This is a genomic window from Blautia massiliensis (ex Durand et al. 2017) (assembly GCF_001487165.1).
Lineage (GTDB): Bacteria > Bacillota > Clostridia > Lachnospirales > Lachnospiraceae > Blautia_A > Blautia_A fusiformis.
Map to the genome: position 1 here is coordinate 3040460 of NZ_LN913006.1, position 16314 is coordinate 3056773.

17 protein-coding genes and 1 pseudogene are annotated in these 16314 nt (G+C 44.7%); 14 read left to right on the forward strand and 4 right to left on the reverse strand.

From position 1 onward, the window contains the following. Positions 1-124 precede the first annotated feature (124 nt). The 9 genes and pseudogenes from BN3261_RS14945 (at position 125) to BN3261_RS17505 (ending at position 7658) form a co-directional block, all read left to right on the forward strand. Positions 125-1453, forward strand: a complete 1329-nt coding sequence (locus tag BN3261_RS14945; RefSeq protein ID WP_059086670.1) for a hemolysin family protein — start codon at positions 125-127, stop codon at positions 1451-1453. Between the two features lie 155 nt (positions 1454-1608). Further along, the gene (locus BN3261_RS14950; RefSeq protein ID WP_059086671.1) at positions 1609-2169 is read left to right on the forward strand and encodes a TetR/AcrR family transcriptional regulator C-terminal domain-containing protein; all 561 of its coding nucleotides are present in this window, start codon (positions 1609-1611) and stop codon (positions 2167-2169) included. Between the two features lie 200 nt (positions 2170-2369). After that, positions 2370-2924, forward strand: a complete 555-nt coding sequence (locus BN3261_RS14955) for an HdeD family acid-resistance protein (RefSeq protein ID WP_015526279.1) — start codon at positions 2370-2372, stop codon at positions 2922-2924. A gap of 56 nt (positions 2925-2980) precedes the next feature. Then, the gene (locus BN3261_RS14960; RefSeq protein ID WP_059086672.1) at positions 2981-4357 is read left to right on the forward strand and encodes a radical SAM/SPASM domain-containing protein; all 1377 of its coding nucleotides are present in this window, start codon (positions 2981-2983) and stop codon (positions 4355-4357) included. A gap of 206 nt (positions 4358-4563) precedes the next feature. Then, positions 4564-6012 (forward strand): uracil-xanthine permease family protein, encoded by a 1449-nt coding sequence (locus BN3261_RS14965; protein WP_022426900.1) that lies wholly within the window; start codon positions 4564-4566, stop codon positions 6010-6012. A gap of 518 nt (positions 6013-6530) precedes the next feature. Next, positions 6531-7016, forward strand: coding sequence for a DUF3990 domain-containing protein (locus BN3261_RS14970; RefSeq protein WP_059086673.1), 486 nt, complete (start codon positions 6531-6533; stop codon positions 7014-7016). After that, positions 6997-7446: a hypothetical protein gene (locus BN3261_RS14975; RefSeq protein ID WP_059086674.1), complete on the forward strand. Its 450-nt coding sequence runs from the start codon at positions 6997-6999 to the stop codon at positions 7444-7446. Before BN3261_RS14970 ends, BN3261_RS14975 begins: the two co-directional genes overlap by 20 nt. 9 nt (positions 7447-7455) lie before the next feature. Beyond that, positions 7456-7536 (forward strand): annotated as a pseudogene (locus tag BN3261_RS18330) (hypothetical protein); the annotation flags it as partial. Next, positions 7530-7658, forward strand: a complete 129-nt coding sequence (locus tag BN3261_RS17505) for a DUF3990 domain-containing protein (protein WP_110925834.1) — start codon at positions 7530-7532, stop codon at positions 7656-7658. The pseudogene BN3261_RS18330 and the gene BN3261_RS17505, both read left to right, overlap by 7 nt. Before the next feature lie 48 nt (positions 7659-7706). Here the strand turns inward: BN3261_RS17505 and BN3261_RS14980 are convergent, their stop codons facing one another. Together BN3261_RS14980 and BN3261_RS14985 are read right to left on the reverse strand one after the other, a co-directional pair. Further along, entirely contained in the window at positions 7707-7895 is a 189-nt protein-coding gene (locus BN3261_RS14980; RefSeq protein WP_015526276.1) for a hypothetical protein, read from the reverse strand. Positions 7896-8093: 198 nt separating this feature from the next. Further along, entirely contained in the window at positions 8094-8957 is an 864-nt protein-coding gene (locus tag BN3261_RS14985; protein WP_059086675.1) for a class I SAM-dependent methyltransferase, read from the reverse strand. 393 nt (positions 8958-9350) lie between these two features. Here BN3261_RS14985 and BN3261_RS14990 point away from each other — a divergent pair, with 393 nt between their 5' ends. The 5 genes from BN3261_RS14990 (at position 9351) to BN3261_RS15010 (ending at position 15418) form a co-directional block, all read left to right on the forward strand. Next, entirely contained in the window at positions 9351-10634 is a 1284-nt protein-coding gene (locus BN3261_RS14990) for an aspartate aminotransferase type Ic (protein ID WP_021651427.1), read from the forward strand. A gap of 72 nt (positions 10635-10706) precedes the next feature. Continuing rightward, on the forward strand, positions 10707-12107 hold the full coding sequence (locus BN3261_RS14995) for a L,D-transpeptidase family protein (RefSeq protein WP_059086676.1): 1401 nt from the start codon (positions 10707-10709) through the stop codon (positions 12105-12107). A 67-nt stretch (positions 12108-12174) separates the two neighbouring features. After that, the gene (locus BN3261_RS15000) at positions 12175-13215 is read left to right on the forward strand and encodes a D-alanine--D-alanine ligase family protein (protein WP_059086970.1); all 1041 of its coding nucleotides are present in this window, start codon (positions 12175-12177) and stop codon (positions 13213-13215) included. Between the two features lie 64 nt (positions 13216-13279). Continuing rightward, a complete protein-coding gene (locus BN3261_RS15005) occupies positions 13280-14668 on the forward strand; it encodes a UDP-N-acetylmuramoyl-tripeptide--D-alanyl-D-alanine ligase (protein ID WP_059086677.1) in 1389 nt (462 codons plus the stop codon). Positions 14669-14818: 150 nt separating this feature from the next. Continuing rightward, on the forward strand, positions 14819-15418 hold the full coding sequence (locus BN3261_RS15010) for a hypothetical protein (RefSeq protein WP_059086678.1): 600 nt from the start codon (positions 14819-14821) through the stop codon (positions 15416-15418). A gap of 289 nt (positions 15419-15707) precedes the next feature. Here the strand turns inward: BN3261_RS15010 and BN3261_RS15015 are convergent, their stop codons facing one another. Both BN3261_RS15015 and BN3261_RS15020 read right to left on the reverse strand, forming a co-directional pair. After that, positions 15708-15908 carry a hypothetical protein gene (locus BN3261_RS15015; RefSeq protein ID WP_059086679.1) on the reverse strand — a complete coding sequence of 67 codons (201 nt, stop codon included), beginning with the start codon at positions 15906-15908 and terminating at the stop codon, positions 15708-15710. Positions 15909-15940: 32 nt separating this feature from the next. Continuing rightward, a complete protein-coding gene (locus tag BN3261_RS15020; RefSeq protein WP_015526267.1) occupies positions 15941-16207 on the reverse strand; it encodes a hypothetical protein in 267 nt (88 codons plus the stop codon). Positions 16208-16314: the final 107 nt, after the last annotated feature.

The following is a 16314-nucleotide window of genomic DNA, read 5'->3' on the forward strand; positions in this document are numbered from 1 at the left end:
GTTATGCTATCTTATGTAATAATAATCAGAGTAAGCAACAGGAAAGCGGATGATAACGGTCCGCTTTCTGTATTATAATTGGTTCGGGATAATTCCGGACGACTATACTGAGGGGAATAAAAATATGATACAGGCAATTGTTTTACTGGTGTTCCTGATCTTTCTGAATTCTGTTTTCGCAGGTGCGGAAATGGCGGTTCTGTCCATGAATGAAGCGAAGATGAAGGAGCTGGCAGAAGAGGGAGATCACCGGGCGCAGATTTTGATAAAGCTTACAGAACAGCCGGCACATTTTATGACAGCGATCCGTGTAACGGTAACTACGGCAGGATTTCTGCAGAGCGCTTTTGCGGCAGAATATTTTGCACAGCCGATGACAGAGGCACTGATAAGGTCAGGGATAGATGTACCACAGAATGTTCTGAAGATCGTATGCATGATCATTGTGACCATACTGCTTTCCTATGTAAGTCTTCTGTTCGGAGAACTGGTGCCAAGACGTCTGGGAATGAAAAATCCGGATGAGCTGTCTCTGCGTCTGGCAGGACTTCTTAAGATCGCGATGATCGCAGTCTGGCCGGCTACTGCACTTCTGACAGTAACTGCCAATGGTGTGCTGTATCTGATGGGAATCAAACCGGAAGAAAAAGAGGAGCAGGCCACAGAGGAAGAGATCCGTATGCTGCTTACAGAGGGAAATGAACAGGGCAGCATCCAGCAGGAAGAAAGCGAGATGATCCAGAATGTTTTTGACCTGGATGATACTGCGGCAGATGAGATCTGTACACACAGAAGAGATGTGGTTGTCCTCTATATGGAAGACTCCGATGAGGAATGGGAACGGATCATCAGAGAGAACCGTCACACCTTTTATCCGGTATGCGGGGAAGATCAGGATGATATTATCCATATTCTGGACACCAGAGATTATTTCCGCCTGGATGACAGATCCAGAGAAGCTGTTCTGCAGCATGCCTGTTATTCACCGTTTTTTGTACCGGAATCCATGCGTGCCAACCTGATCTTCCGGGAAATGAGGGAAAAACGGGATTATTTTGCAGTAGTGCTGGATGAATACGGCTGCTTTGTGGGAATTGTCACTCTGCATGATCTTGTGGAGACACTGGTGGGAGATATTGACGACAGGACGGATCTGCCGAAGCCGGATGATATTGAGAAGACAGGAGAACATATCTGGAAAATACAGGGAGGAGCGATCCTGGATGATGTGGCAGAGGTCATAAATGTGGAGCTTCCTGTAGAAAAATATGATACCTTCAGCGGCTTTGTCTGTGGAGTCCTGGAACGTGTACCGGAGGACGGAGAACAATTCCGATGCAGCTGGAAAAACCTGGATATTGTGGTAAATCAGGTCAGAAACCATACCGTTGTGGAGGGGATCGTTCATATTCAGCCAGAGAAAAAAGTGCAGGAACAGAAAGAAGAGATCTGACAAAACCTTGTTCAGTCAGGTCATGGGACAGTTATCGGGAGGAAGATTTTTGGGGATTTATGGACATTTTCTAACATGTTGTCGCTTGAAAGAGTGTTATTTTTGTGACATAATAAGGGGATAACCCGAGGAAAGCTTGTGATGGGGGAGAGAAAATGCCAGGTTTTACAAGACAGATCATACTGCATACACTGACGGAACTTATGAACGAAAAACCATTGTCCAAGATTACGGTAAAGGACATCGTGGAACGCTGTGGAGTAAACAGGAATACATTTTACTACCATTTCAGGGATATTCCGGATGCAGTGGAAGCAATGGTAAGGGAAGAGCTGAATGACATTCTGAAGGATCAGAAAGCACCGGAATCAGTCAGCGACTGTATGGAAATTCTTGTCAATGCAGTTCAGAAGAACAAAAAAGCCATGATACATCTGTACCGTTCGATCCAGAGGGATGTATTTGCCGATTATCTGGACCATGCCGCAGAGCGTGTGGTGGAGGAGCTGGTCAGCAGGGCGGTTGAAGACTTTGAAATGGATCAGGAAGATATGCATCTTATAAGCCGGTATTATAAATGTGTATTTGTGGGAGTGATCCTGGACTGGCTGCGGCATGATATGGATTATGATATCCTGTCAGATATGCATAAGCTGGAGTATATTTACGAGAAGAGCCTTGAGAGTCAGTACAAAAATCTGAAAGAAAAGCTATGATTTCAACTAAATGAAGATTAAAAATATCCATTTAGTGTAAAACAGGAATGTCCTCGAATATTATTAAGGTATAGAAACGGTTAATTTTGAGCTGGTGTCTGAAATTTAGGCACTGGCTCTTTTTTGTCTGTTTTTTTAAACGACACAGGGATGTATAATTCAGTACAATAAATGAGAAAAAATTATCAAGGAGGGAACGTATGGATGACCTGAAACAGCTGAAGCTTGTAAAAAACATCTACATCGTCATGTCATTACTGTTCTGTGTGCTGGGTATTTTTCTGATGGCAAGGCCCAAAAGCTCTGTAAAAATGCTGTGCGTGCTCATGGGAATCATGCTGATTCTGTACGGAGCTATTAAGATCAGCGGATATTTCACGAGAGATGCTTTCTGTCTGGCATTTCAGTTTGATCTGGCTTTCGGGATCCTGCTGATGGCAGTGGGAGTGATCCTGATAGCCAGAAAAAATTTCGCAGTGGATCTTATTTTTTCCGTGTTCGGAATTCTGATCCTGGCAGATGCCCTGTTTAAGATCCAGATGTCTGTAGATGCGAAGAGATTCGGTCTGGCGTTGTGGTGGCAGATCCTGCTGATCGCACTGGTCACCGGAGTGATCGGAGTTCTGGTTTTTATCAGACCATTTGAAGCAGCAGCTATGATGATGGTGTTGGTAGGATTTTCCATTTTACTGGAAGGGATCCTCAATCTATGGGTCGGGATCCTGACGATCAAGATCATCAAGAGTCGGCTTTAAACATAAACATAAAAATAACCAATCACTTTAGATAATAACATAGGAGGAAATAGAGTATGGGAATCGTAGACAAAGCAAAACAGGCAGCGATCGCAGCTACCGTAACAAAAGCACTGGATTATCTTGAGAAGGATCCGGAGACAAACATACCGAAGATCATGGAAATGGTTGATAAAGTAACACCGGATGGCTGGTATGCAGGACAGAGAAATGCGATCCGTCACTCCATCGAGGCAAAGGACAACTGGTATCAGCTGATCCTTCGTATGTATCAGCTGGATGCAGGCGTACGCCAGACATTTTTCCGCAACTTTATTGTAAATGCCAGTCTTAAGGGAAGCGCAACGCAGGAAAAGGTATCAGAAGAGAATGACTGCAATGTACCGTGGGCAATTCTTCTTGATCCTACCAGCGCATGTAACCTTCATTGCACAGGATGCTGGGCAGCAGAGTATGGACACAAGCTGAACCTGGATTTTGAGACCATCGATTCTATCGTAAAACAGGGTAAAGAACTGGGAACCTATATGTACATCTACACAGGCGGTGAGCCACTGGTCCGCAAAAAGGATCTCATTAAGATCTGTGAGATGAATCCGGACTGCGAGTTCCTTTCCTTCACAAACGGAACTCTTATTGACGAAGAATTCTGTCAGGAAATGCTCCGTGTGAAAAACTTCGTTCCGGCTATCAGCCTTGAGGGAACAGAGGCAACTACAGACGGACGTCGTGGAGATGGCGTATACCAGAAGGTTATGCATGCCATGGAGCTTCTGAAGAGCCACGGACTTCCGTTCGGTGTTTCCACATGTTACACATCCGCAAACGTAGATGCAGTAAGCAGTGAGGAGTATTTTGATCATCTGATCGAGTGCGGAGCTTATTTTGCATGGTTCTTCCACTATATGCCGGTTGGAAATGATGCAGCAGCAGATCTCCTTCCCACACCGGAGCAGAGAATCAAAATGTACGACAGTGTCCGCAGATTCCGTGCCACAAAATCTCTCTTCACTATGGACTTCCAGAACGATGCAGAGTATGTAGGCGGATGTATCGCAGGTGGTCGTCGTTACCTCCATATCAATGCAAACGGAGACGTGGATCCTTGCGTATTCATTCATTTCTCCAATGCGAACATTAAAGAATGTACACTCCTTGAGGCGCTGAAGAGCCCGATCTTTATGGAATATCACAAGGGTCAGCCGTTCAACAAAAATATGCTTCGTCCATGTCCGATGCTTGAAAATCCTGAGCTTCTCCGCAAGATGGTTGAGCGTGCAGGAGCGAAATCTACAGATCTTCAGTCTCCGGAGACAGCGGAGCATCTCTGCGCAAAATGTGATCACTATGCAGAGGTATGGAAGAAACAGGCAGATGAGCTCTGGAGTGAGAGCCAGGCGAAAAAAGCTGCAAAAAAATCAACAACTTGTTAATTAACACTTGATATAGATGTTGGGATACTGTATAATGAACCCGTTTTTCAGGAGTCTGAAATAACAGTTCAGATAAGAGTGTCGAAACAGAAGAGACACGATACGTGTACTGACAGATAACAGGGCGGTTATATTCAGCAGTGGGTATAACTGCCTTCTTTTTTATGTTATCGTCAGGACATAGGGAAAGAAAGGATGGATTCATTATGGAAAAACAGGAGAAAAACACAGCCAGCCCTTATGAGCTGGACGGACGCCCACCTCTTAAGGTGGCAATTCCCCTTGGACTGCAGCACGTGCTTGCCATGTTTGTGGGTAACCTTACCCCGCTTCTGATCATTACGGCAGCCTGCGGGATCGAAGCAGGAGGGGATCTTCAGGTTGCATTACTTCAGAATGCAATGCTGATCGCAGGAATTGTTACACTTGTACAGGTCTTTACGATCGGACCGGTCGGTGGCAAGCTTCCTATCGTTATGGGAACAAGTTCAGGCTTCATCGGCGTATGTCAGAGCGTTGCCGGAGTCATGGGAAATGGTGTCGTTGCCTATGGTTCGATCATGGCAGCCTGCTTTATCGGCGGTCTTTTTGAGACTGTTCTGGGAAGCTTTCTGAAGCCCTTGAGAAAATTTTTCCCATCTGTTGTAACAGGTACGGTTGTACTTTCAATCGGTCTTTCACTGATCGGTGTGGGAATCAGCTCTTTCGGTGGCGGAAGCTCCGCAAAGGATTACGGTTCTCTTGAAAACCTTTTCGTAGGCTTTGTAGTTCTGATCGTGATCATTGTACTGAAGCATGGAACAAAAGGCTTCACAAGCTTTTCTTCAATCCTCATCGGTATTATCGTGGGATACATTCTGGTAAGTATCATGGCTATGGTACTTCCTACAACATTTACATATGTAGATGACACAGGTGCTACTGTGGAGGCTACAAAGGCCTGGGTTCTCAACTGGGACAAGGTTGCTCAGGCAAAATGGTTTGCGGTACCGGCACTGATGCCTGTAAAATGGGTGTTTGACGCACGTGCGATCGTGCCGATCCTGATCATGTTTATTGTAACTGCAGTTGAAACAGTTGGTGATATTTCCGGAATCACAGAGGGTGGTCTTGGAAGAGAGGCTACAGACAAAGAGCTTTCCGGTGGTGTTATGTGTGACGGACTTGGATCTTCTTTCGCAGCACTGTTCGGTGTGCTTCCGAACACATCCTTCAGCCAGAACGTTGGCCTGGTTGCAATGAATAAGGTTGTAAACCGTTTCTGTATCGCTACAGGAGGAATCTTCCTGATCGCATGCGGACTGTTCCCGAAGCTTGCTGCACTGATCTCCATCATGCCGCAGAGCGTTCTTGGCGGTGCTGCTGTTATGATGTTCTCATCCATTGTTGTCAGCGGTATCCAGTTAATTACCAAGTGGCCGATCGGACCGAGAAATGTTACGATCGTTTCTGTAGCACTTGGTCTTGGTTATGGACTTGGCTCCAATACAGCGATCCTGGTGCATCTGCCACAGGCGATCAGCCTGATCTTCGGCGGTTCCGGTATTGTTCCGGCAGCGGTATTTGCGATTATTCTTAATATTGTTCTTCCGAAGGATGAGAAGAGTGAGATTGAGAGAGCTGAAGAGATGCTGGAGAAGGTTAAGAATAAATAAAAAAGTGTAAGAATAAAAAGAGTTTTTTTCTTTTTTGAGACTGTTGGACTTTATTGGTCTGACGGTCTCTTTTTTTTTATAATTTTTTATTTTGGGGATAAAGGTTCGGCCTTTTGGAAGGCGGTAATTTGCGAGAAGGGGAAGCACTCGGAGTTGCGAAGGCCGTCTCCCCTTCTCGCGCTCTTCCCCTCCTGGCCACGCCGCTGTTCGGCGTTGTGGAATGTGATTATGTATTGGCGGGATGATGGATTCTACTGTGTTGGATGTGAAGCGTTGTGCCGATTTGTTGGGGGGTGGACGGGAAGGCGGCCCGCTTGTGGGCCTGTTCACTGGGAATTGGATCGGTTAAAAATATGTGACGTAGTTTATCTGGTTATGGTATACTGTGTTATAGGATATGATTTTAAAAGGTGAAAAAAATACTATTGAAAATGCTTAATGAAATAAAAAAATATGGCTTAAGATGAAAGCAAATGATGGATAATAATGTATGAACTGCAAAGTATGGAGGGTGCAAAATGGAGCATGGTAAGGTAGAACTATATCATGGGAGTGGTCAGATTGTTGAATTTCCGGAAATCAGAAAAACCAAGTATACAAAAGATTTTTCATGGGGATTTTATTGCACGAAAAGTTATGAACAGGCCTATCGCTGGGCAGGGCGTAAACATGGTCAGGGAATTGTTAATGTATACTCTTATGTGGAAAATGAAAAACTTAACATAAAAAAATTTGAAAATATGTGCGATGAATGGCTGGATTTTATAGCGGAATGCCGGATGGGAAAAGTGCATGAATTTGATATTGTAGAAGGTCCAATGGCAGATGATACAATCTGGAATTTTGTAAATGATTTCTTGAATCATAATATCAGTCGAAGTGTGTTCTGGGAGTATGCAAAGTTCAAACATCCTACGCATCAGATAAGCTTTCATAGTATTCGTGCTTTGGAATGTCTGGAATATGAAAGGAGTGAATCTGTCAATGACGATACAATGGAATAAAGATGATTTATTTTATGTGTGCACAATGATTGAGTACGTTTCCAGAAAAACGCATAATAAAAGTAAAGATGTTGTAGTTCGAATGTCTGATAAAGCTCTGGCACATCAGCTGAAAGCTGCAGGCATTAATCATTGTCTTTCCTTCGAACAGGTAGCTGATGAATGGATTGAAGATTATGGGATACCGAATGGGAATTATGATAATATTTCAAAATGCAGATATGAAGTACCGACTGTAACAGCAATAGGACGTGTATATCAGACATTGATATCAGAAGTAGCTTCTTTATATCAGGACATTGTTGAAGCGATAAAAATGGTTTACAGTTCTTTTATCAGCGATGAGATATCTGATTATAATTCCAGTGTATATTACAGTAATCCAGACTATATTAGATGTTCTTATGAGGCAGGAAAATTATTGGATTAAGAAAATTATGATGTTGAGCATACACTGGATTTTGAAACAATATTAGAGGATCTGGGAATTCTGTGCAAAAATAACGGGGGTACATTGTAAGATTATATTATGGGAGCAATATAGTGATTGATAATATAAATCTGGCAATGTGCAGACCATACAAGGATTTTGGACAGGGATTCTATCTGACAGATAAAGAAACTAATAAAAAGGATCTGTAAAAGGCGAGATTTCACAAATAGTTCTGCCTTTTTCAGATCCTTTTTTTGTTAGTAATTGTAGGCTCCCTCATAAGCATTGCATCGTTCCTTCCGATGTCCCTGCTCTACACAGGAGCTGCACCGGTCACAAAATTCCTGTTCATAGCAGGTAGAACAGACACATCCCTTACAGGCATCCCGGTCATAAGCCGGCGTGCAGGTAAAAGGAAGAGTATCCTTCGTAGTTTCCGTACTCATAAAGATCACACTCCTTTTTTCTATATTATAGACCTATCAAAAAAGCGTTTCAATACAAATAATCAGAAAATACAAAAAGATACCTGATAAAAACCTGCCCACGCCAAAGTGTCCCCTCGAAAGGAAAAACCCCAACTCACAGTAGTTCGCAACAGCGAAAAAAGTGCCAGCTAATAAGGATGCCACAACATCCCTATCCTACCGGGAGGAGCTCCACCGTCCGGAAGCTCCGCAAGGAAGAACCAGACCACTTTCTGTTACAGGAAGTCCGATCTCCTGTGACTCCACATTACCCTTCCAGGGCTTCAGCTCCGTAGCAAGCATATAAGTCAGAACAGCCGGTGCAAGACCTGTAGTATAGGAATTTACCAGGAAAAACAGAGGATCATCACTGAGGATCTTAGTGCAAAGTTTGATCAGCGGATGAATAGCATCCTCGATCTTCCAGATCTCACCTTTCGGTCCGCGGCCGTAAGAAGGCGGATCCATAATGATCGCGTCATAATGATTTCCCCGGCGGATCTCACGCTCTACAAATTTCACACAGTCATCAACCAGCCAGCGGATCGGCGCGCCGGAAAGACCGGAAGCGGCCGCATTCTCCTTTGCCCAGTTGACCATACCCTTGGAAGCATCCACATGAGTGACAGAAGCACCTGCAGCAGCAGCAGCCAGAGTAGCACCACCTGTATACGCAAAAAGATTCAACACTTTGATGGGACGCCCTGCCTTGCGGATCTTTTCACCGAACCAGTCCCAGTTCACAGCCTGCTCCGGGAAAAGTCCTGTATGCTTGAAGCTGAAAGGCTTCAGATTAAAAGTAAGGTCCTTGTAATGAAGCTCCCACTGATGAGGCAGATCAAAGAACTCCCACTCACCGCCGCCACGGCTGCTTCTGTGATAATGTCCGTTCATATGCTTCCAGCCACGGTTTTTGCGGGGAGTATCCCAGATTACCTGCGGGTCCGGACGAACCAGAAGATAATCCCCCCAGCGCTCCAGCTTTTCTCCTTTTGATGTATCAATAACTTCATATTCTTTCCATCCATCTGCAATCCACATGATGATCAATACCTCTTTCATAATAGTAAATTTATAAGATATATATAGCATTTTTATATAGCATTTCCGGAGATTACTGTACCAGATCCGACTGATCGGGACATGAATCCATAAAAACGCCATAATAATGTTTTTTCCAGTATAGAGGAAAAATGGATGCTGTGCAAGAGAAGTGCAGGATTTTCCACGAAAGATTTGACAACAGCGCTTTTACATACTAAAATGTACGCAGAGATTTTCTGCCGGGGCAGAGGTTTCCCGTTTCCGTGAAACTGTGGCTGTTTTTTGCGGAAGAGATTTTGCAGAGAATTCCTGACAGACAGAAATCGTTAACAGAAGAAACACAGCAACCGCAGATATGAAACTGTGCACAAAAAGAGGAGAAGCAAACTTATGAAAAAATATTGTGAGATGAGCAGGGAAGAGCTACTCGATTTAAAGAAAGAACTCGACCGTGAGTTCGACGAGATCAAAGCCGAAGGTCTGGCACTGGATATGTCCCGTGGTAAACCTGCACCGGATCAGCTTGATCTTTCCATGAAAATGATGGAAGTACTTGCAGGGGATGCAGATCTGAAATGTGAGACCGGTGTGGACTGCCGTAACTATGGAGTCATCGACGGAATCCCGGAAGCCAAGAGACTTCTCGGTGAGATGTCAGAGGTAGAGCCAGAGAATATCATCATCTATGGTAACTCCAGCCTGAACGTAATGTTCGATACCATTGCACGTTCCTATTCCCACGGAGTAATGGGAAATACACCATGGTGCAAGCTTGACAAGGTGAAATTCCTCTGTCCTGTACCAGGATACGACCGTCATTTCCGTATCACAGAATTTTTCGGCATTGAGATGATCAACATTCCGATGTCTCCGGAAGGCCCGGATATGGACATGGTTGAGAAATATGTCAATGAAGATCCGGCAGTAAAAGGAATCTGGTGTGTTCCGAAATATTCCAATCCGCAGGGCTACACCTATTCCGAAGAAACAGTTAAGCGTTTTGCGCATCTGAAGCCGGCTGCACCGGACTTCCGTATTTACTGGGATAACGCTTACAGCATCCATCATCTTTATGATGACAATCAGGATTTCCTTCTTGAGATCCTTGATGAGTGTGCGAAAGCAGGAAATCCGGACATTGTTTATAAATTTACTTCTACCTCCAAGGTAAGCTTCCCTGGTTCCGGTATCGCAGCAGTTGCTGCATCCAAGGCGAACCTGGATGACTTCCGCAAATACATGACTGTACAGACCATCGGACACGACAAACTGAACCAGCTTCGTCACGTTCGTTTCTTCAAAGATATCAACGGACTGCATGAGCATATGAAGAAACACGCAGACATCCTTCGTCCGAAATTCGAGCTTGTTCTCGCAACACTGGATAAAGAGCTTAACGGACTTGGAATCGGTGAGTGGACCAAACCTCACGGCGGATATTTCATTTCCTTTGATTCTATGGAAGGCTGTGCGAAAGCCATCGTTGCCAAAGCAAAAGAAGCAGGCGTTGTTATGACTGGAGCAGGCGCAACCTATCCATATGGAAAGGACCCGAAAGACAGCAATATCCGTATTGCACCAAGCTACCCAAGCGTTGAGGAGCTTGGCAAGGCAGCAGAGGTATTTGTTCTCTGTGTGAAGCTTGTAAGTGTGGAAAAACTTCTGGAGAAATAAATCGATCACATCAGACTGCCCGGTATTTCAGCATGCGTAATACCGGGCAGTCATAACTATTGGAGAGAGCTCATGGATGAGGAAAAAGAAAAAATGAAAACGGGCAAAAAGTTGGTCATTGCACTGATCATGATCCTGCTGATCCTTACAGCAGGGGCTTATGGATATGGTGTACACTATTTTACAGATCATTTTTTGCCGGGATCTCAGGTGAATGGTTTTAACTGCTCCTATAAAACTGCAGATGAAACAGAAAAGCTTCTTGCAAAGGAAGTGCAGGCATATGTTCTTACCGTTGATACAAGAAATAACGGAAAAGAGAGCATTACCGCAAAAGAAGCCGGCCTGGTCTACAAGCCGGATGGCGGAGCCAAAAAGCTGATCAAGAAACAGGCCCGGTACAAATGGTTCCTTGCTTTTAATCAGAAGAAAAAATATACACTGGCAACGGATACTGCTTATGAAGATCAGAACAAGCTGACAGAGGCTGTGAAGAATCTGAAATGCATGCAGAAGGACAATATGGAAAAGCCTGCAGACGCATGCATTAAGGATAATGGCGAAACCTACGAGATCCAGCCGGAAAAAGAAGGAACGACCCTGGATACAAAAAAGGTTCAGAAGGTGATCCGTGCAGCTGTTTCCGCAGGAGACAAAACAGTTAGTCTGGAAAAGAAAAACTGCTACAAAAAACCATCGATATATAAAGACGATGAAGCTCTGAAAAAAGATTGTGACCAGATGAACAAGCTTATCAGCTGCGTGATCACCTATGATTTTTCGGACCGGTCGGAACAGCTTGACCGAAATACCATCAAAGACTGGCTGGTCAGGGACGCAAACGGAGATTATATAGTAAACAAAGATCAGGTTACAGCTTATGTGAACAGCCTGGGATATAAATATGATACCTTTGGCTGCACGAGGACATTTACCACCTACGATGGCCGCCAGAAAACCATCAAGGGCGGTGATTACGGATGGGCTATCGATCAGACCGCAGAGACTGAATGGCTTTATAATGCCATTCTTGCAGGAACTACAGAAGTGAGACAGCCGGCGTATGCTTACAGCGGACTTTGCAGAGATACCAATGATATCGGAAATACATATGTAGAGATTGACCTGACCAACCAGAGAATGGTATTCTATAAAGACGGACAGCTTCTGGTAGATACACCGGTAGTTACCGGCTGTGTCCGAAAGGGCCATTCCACACCGACCGGATGCTTTGCACTGGATGCCATGCGTTCACCGGCAGTTTTGAAGGGACCTGGATATGCATCACCGGTTACATACTGGATGCCGTTTTCCGGAGGAGTCGGAATCCATGACGCAAGCTGGCGTTCACAGTATGGCGGGCAGATCTATATCACAAATGGTTCTCATGGCTGTGTAAACACCCCGAAGGATAAGGCGGCAATCATTTATAATAATATTAGTGTAGGAGTACCAATCGTAGTTTATGAATAAGAGATTAAAAGAAATATTAAAAGAATACGAAAAAAGAAAACACAAGATCATCAAGGGAGATGAAAGTATGAATATCGTTGTATTGGCAGGCGGAACCAGTACAGAAAGAGAGATCTCCATCGTAACAGGAACCGGTGTCTGCAAGGCACTTCGTAAAAAAGGCCATAATGCCATTCTTGTAGATATTTTCTGCGGACTGGAGCCGGTGGACTGGGATGAGCCCTTTGGAGATAAAGATTATGAGGTAGATTCTGCGGCAGAGTATATGAGAAGCTTCGATGATGATATCGAAGAGATCAAACGCACAAGAAGAAGCTTTTTCGGACCGAATGTACTGGAATTGTGTCAGGCAGCAGACATTGTATTTATGGGACTTCACGGTTCCAACGGAGAGGATGGAAAGGTTCAGGCAACCTTCGATCTTCTGGGGATCCGTTACACAGGAACCGGATATTTAAGCAGTGCCCTTGCTATGGATAAGGGCCTCACCAAGAAGATCTTTCTCATGGATCAGGTACCGACACCGAAGGGCGTTTCCATGCTGAAAGAAAACTGTACAAGAAACATCCATGATCTTGGTATGGAATTTCCTGTTGTTGTAAAAACATGCTGCGGTGGTTCCAGCGTAGGTGTTTATATTGTAAACAACCAGAAAGAATATGAGGATGCCATTGATGGTGCTTATTCTTATGAAGATGAGGTAGTTGTTGAAGAGTATATCAGGGGCCGTGAGTTTTCCGTTGCAGTTGTAGACGGAAAGGCTTATCCAATCATCGAGATCGCACCGAAGCAGGGCTTTTATGATTATAAGAACAAATATCAGGCAGGCTCCACAGTAGAAACCTGTCCGGCCGAGATCTCACCGGAACTGACTGAGAAGATGCAGCATTATGCGGAAGCTGGCGCAAAGGCTCTCTGCATTGAGGGCTATGCACGTTTTGACTTCATGATGAAAGAAAACGGTGATATGTACTGCCTGGAGGCAAACACACTTCCGGGAATGACACCCACCAGTCTGATCCCTCAGGAAGCAAAGGTCCTGGGAATCGACTATCCGGACCTCTGTGAAGAACTGATCCGCATTTCTTATAAGAAATACAGCAAATAAAATATCTGACCGTAACTCCTCCTGTTGACAGGAGGAGTTTCTGGCAAAAGAAAGGATTTTATTCATGAAAAATCTTACATTGGAAAATATCACAAAAGTCTGCAATGGTATTTACCACGGCCCGCAGGAAAAACTTCAGGAGGAAGTGACTGCGATCACAACGGACAGCCGTAAGGTGGAAAAAGGAGGTCTTTTTGTACCGGTAGTAGGAGAGCGTGTGGATGCTCACCGTTTTATCCCGCAGGTAATGGAAGCAGGTGCACTCGCGACCTTATCCGAGAGAACTCTTGAAGGGGCGGATCATCCGTATATCCAGGTAGGCTCCTCCCTTCAGGCAGTAAAAGACATTGCGGAGTTTTATCTGGAGCAGCTTGATATTCCGGTTGTGGGAATCACAGGAAGCGTTGGAAAGACCAGCACAAAAGAGGTGATCGCCTCTGTGCTGAAGGAAAAATACCGTACACTGAAAACCCAGGGAAATTTCAACAATGAGCTGGGACTTCCACTGACAGTATTCCGCCTTCGTGATGAAGATGAGATCGCAGTTCTGGAAATGGGAATCAGTGATTTCGGTGAGATGACCCGTCTTGCAAAGATCGCAAAACCGGACACCTGCGTGATCACAAACATCGGAACCTGCCATCTGGAAAACCTTGGGGACAGAGACGGCGTCCTGAAGGCAAAAACAGAGATTTTTCAGTATGTGAAGAGAAATATCGTACTTAACGGTGATGATGATAAGCTTTCTACAGTAAAGGAATACAACGGCATGCAGCCGGTATTTTTCGGAAACGGAGAAAATGCTTCTGTTACCTGTGAAAATGTGGAAAGCCGTGGCCTGAAGGGAATGAGCTGTGACATCTGTCTGAAAGGAAAAATGGCAGAGAACGGAGAGCTCCAGACATTTCATGTAGATATTCCAATGCCGGGACGTCATATGGTATCCAATGCATTGGCAGCAGCAGCTGTGGGCAGACTTTACGGACTGAATGCAGAGCAGATCAAAAATGGCATCGAAAGCCTGGAACCGGTCAGCGGAAGATTCAATATGATCGAGACCGATAAATTCATGATCGTAGATGACTGCTACAACGCAAATCCCATGTCCATGAAGGCTTCCCTGGATGTTCTTCAGGACGGACTTGGAAGAAAGGTTGCCATCCTTGGCGATATGGGTGAGCTTGGAACGGATGAAGCTGCACTTCATGAAGGTGTAGGCGTTCATGCAGGTCAGTGCAGGATCGATGCATGCATCTGCGTAGGACCACTTGCAGCCCATATCGCGGAAAAAGCATCTCAGACCAATCCGGACCTGACAGTCATCCAGGAAAAAGATCTGGAAAGCCTTCTTAAGAACCTGAACACCTATGTGAAACCTGGAGATACCATCCTCGTAAAGGCTTCTCACTTCATGAAATTTGAAAATGTAGTCAAAGCACTGCAGGAAATGTAAAAAGACCGAAAACAGAGGCAGCATTTGACGAACGAAAATTCTTTCCAGTTAAGTTATATAGAAGTATAATATTCCTAAGGCGATGAGCAGTGCGGCTATAGAACGAAAGCACGCTCAGGCACTGTGCGGCAGTGAAAAAAGGGAGGGCTTATGCTGGAGATGATCATGAAGCTGAACATCCCCCTTTACGTCATGACATCCATGGGATGTATCGGCGGTCTGGGGATGCTGGCAACAAACCTTACCTACCGAAGAATGATCCGAAATACGCAGCGATTACAGAATCTCAAAGAAAAATGGCTGAACCTGTGGAAGTCAAGGGACAGGCTCTGGCACCGGATGAACCGATTTGTATGGTATCCGTCACTGTTTTGTACATTTCTTCTGGGACTGTCTGTTTTTCTCAACAGCAGACTGGGATACAGGGAAGGATTGTCTATGCTTTATCTTTATATAGGGGCGGCAGTGCCGGTAGTACTGCTTCTTCTTCGTCAGGCATTGGACTTTTCTTATAAGGAAGAGCTTGTGATGGCTACTCTTGCAGATTATGTGGAACAGGTCCGTACCTGGGTGGAGGAAGTACCGGTCGCAGAAAAGCCGGATCCTGTTCTGCAGGAAGAAATCGTAGATAAGATCACCAGAAGTATCCGTCAGACGGCTGCTACCGGAAGCCACTTCAGCAAGATGCTTTCTCCGGAGGAGGAAGAGATCATGCGGGAGATCATACGGGAGTTTATGAATGCAGAGTAAAAACATATCCCGGTATATTTGAGAAAATACAGAAATGTACACAAAGATATTCCGGAATAAGGGAACCGGATGCAATGATCTTTGGAAATGCTGAAGATTAACCGAATCAAGTAAGTTTCCTGTTTCAATTGCGAAAAGCAATAAGCAGCAGGTGGGGACTTGAGGATATCCGCTTGACAAAATATATACTTATAAAAAACTCTCCGGCAGATACGATTCTCTGTATCCGCCGGAGAGCTTTTTTATGTATGCAGTTGTGTAAGATAAGGAATTTATCAGCTATACCTTATCAACCCATGGAGATTGGGCCGCCACGGAGCTTGCCGGCTGTGGTGATCCTCTTGATCGCAACCATGTAAGCTGCCATACGGAGCGTTACATTTTTCTCCTGGCTGAGAGCATAAACTTCATTAAAGGCAGTAAGCATGATCTTCTGAAATATACCTCCCAGATTGGGGATTTCTGAAAAAAGAGAACGCAGGATAAGCATTCGTGGCTTTCCTGCGTCCTTTTACATGTTACTCAGTCTTCCTCGATCACCTGGATCTCCAGGTAGTCGAATTCAATATGTTCAATGAAATTATCCTGATAAAAGCGGGCCTTATCATGCTTTTTGAAATCCCGCACTGTGGCATCCAGCCAAATAGGATTTCCCAGATCCATCTGATAACAGATTTCCTCAAGTCCGTGAAAGATCTTGTGGGTTCTGGTATCATCGCTGTCATCACAGACAACGGTGTCCTGAAGCATGCGATTGTCTTTCCATATTTTTCCCCATAAACGAAACATAAACAGTACCTCCGTATTGAAACTGCCACAGCCGGCAGAATATGAATATCCGTCCGATATGGTCTTCAGTATAGCGGATTTTGCAGGGAAAGTAAAGCACAGGGCAA

What these genes read in the sequence shown, in the direction of transcription:
- BN3261_RS14945 (WP_059086670.1), top strand. Translation starts at nt 125, where the DNA reads ATGATACAGGCAATTGTTTTACTGGTGTTCCTGATCTTTCTGAATTCT.
- BN3261_RS14950 (WP_059086671.1), top strand. Translation starts at nt 1,609, where the DNA reads ATGCCAGGTTTTACAAGACAGATCATACTGCATACACTGACGGAACTT.
- BN3261_RS14955 (WP_015526279.1), top strand. Translation starts at nt 2,370, where the DNA reads ATGGATGACCTGAAACAGCTGAAGCTTGTAAAAAACATCTACATCGTC.
- BN3261_RS14960 (WP_059086672.1), top strand. Translation starts at nt 2,981, where the DNA reads ATGGGAATCGTAGACAAAGCAAAACAGGCAGCGATCGCAGCTACCGTA.
- BN3261_RS14965 (WP_022426900.1), top strand. Translation starts at nt 4,564, where the DNA reads ATGGAAAAACAGGAGAAAAACACAGCCAGCCCTTATGAGCTGGACGGA.
- BN3261_RS14970 (WP_059086673.1), top strand. Translation starts at nt 6,531, where the DNA reads ATGGAGCATGGTAAGGTAGAACTATATCATGGGAGTGGTCAGATTGTT.
- BN3261_RS14975 (WP_059086674.1), top strand. Translation starts at nt 6,997, where the DNA reads ATGACGATACAATGGAATAAAGATGATTTATTTTATGTGTGCACAATG.
- BN3261_RS14980 (WP_015526276.1), bottom strand. Translation starts at nt 7,895, where the DNA reads ATGAGTACGGAAACTACGAAGGATACTCTTCCTTTTACCTGCACGCCG.
- BN3261_RS14985 (WP_059086675.1), bottom strand. Translation starts at nt 8,957, where the DNA reads ATGTGGATTGCAGATGGATGGAAAGAATATGAAGTTATTGATACATCA.
- BN3261_RS14990 (WP_021651427.1), top strand. Translation starts at nt 9,351, where the DNA reads ATGAAAAAATATTGTGAGATGAGCAGGGAAGAGCTACTCGATTTAAAG.
- BN3261_RS14995 (WP_059086676.1), top strand. Translation starts at nt 10,707, where the DNA reads ATGGATGAGGAAAAAGAAAAAATGAAAACGGGCAAAAAGTTGGTCATT.
- BN3261_RS15000 (WP_059086970.1), top strand. Translation starts at nt 12,175, where the DNA reads ATGAATATCGTTGTATTGGCAGGCGGAACCAGTACAGAAAGAGAGATC.
- BN3261_RS15005 (WP_059086677.1), top strand. Translation starts at nt 13,280, where the DNA reads ATGAAAAATCTTACATTGGAAAATATCACAAAAGTCTGCAATGGTATT.
- BN3261_RS15010 (WP_059086678.1), top strand. Translation starts at nt 14,819, where the DNA reads ATGCTGGAGATGATCATGAAGCTGAACATCCCCCTTTACGTCATGACA.
- BN3261_RS15015 (WP_059086679.1), bottom strand. Translation starts at nt 15,908, where the DNA reads ATGCTTATCCTGCGTTCTCTTTTTTCAGAAATCCCCAATCTGGGAGGT.
- BN3261_RS15020 (WP_015526267.1), bottom strand. Translation starts at nt 16,207, where the DNA reads ATGTTTCGTTTATGGGGAAAAATATGGAAAGACAATCGCATGCTTCAG.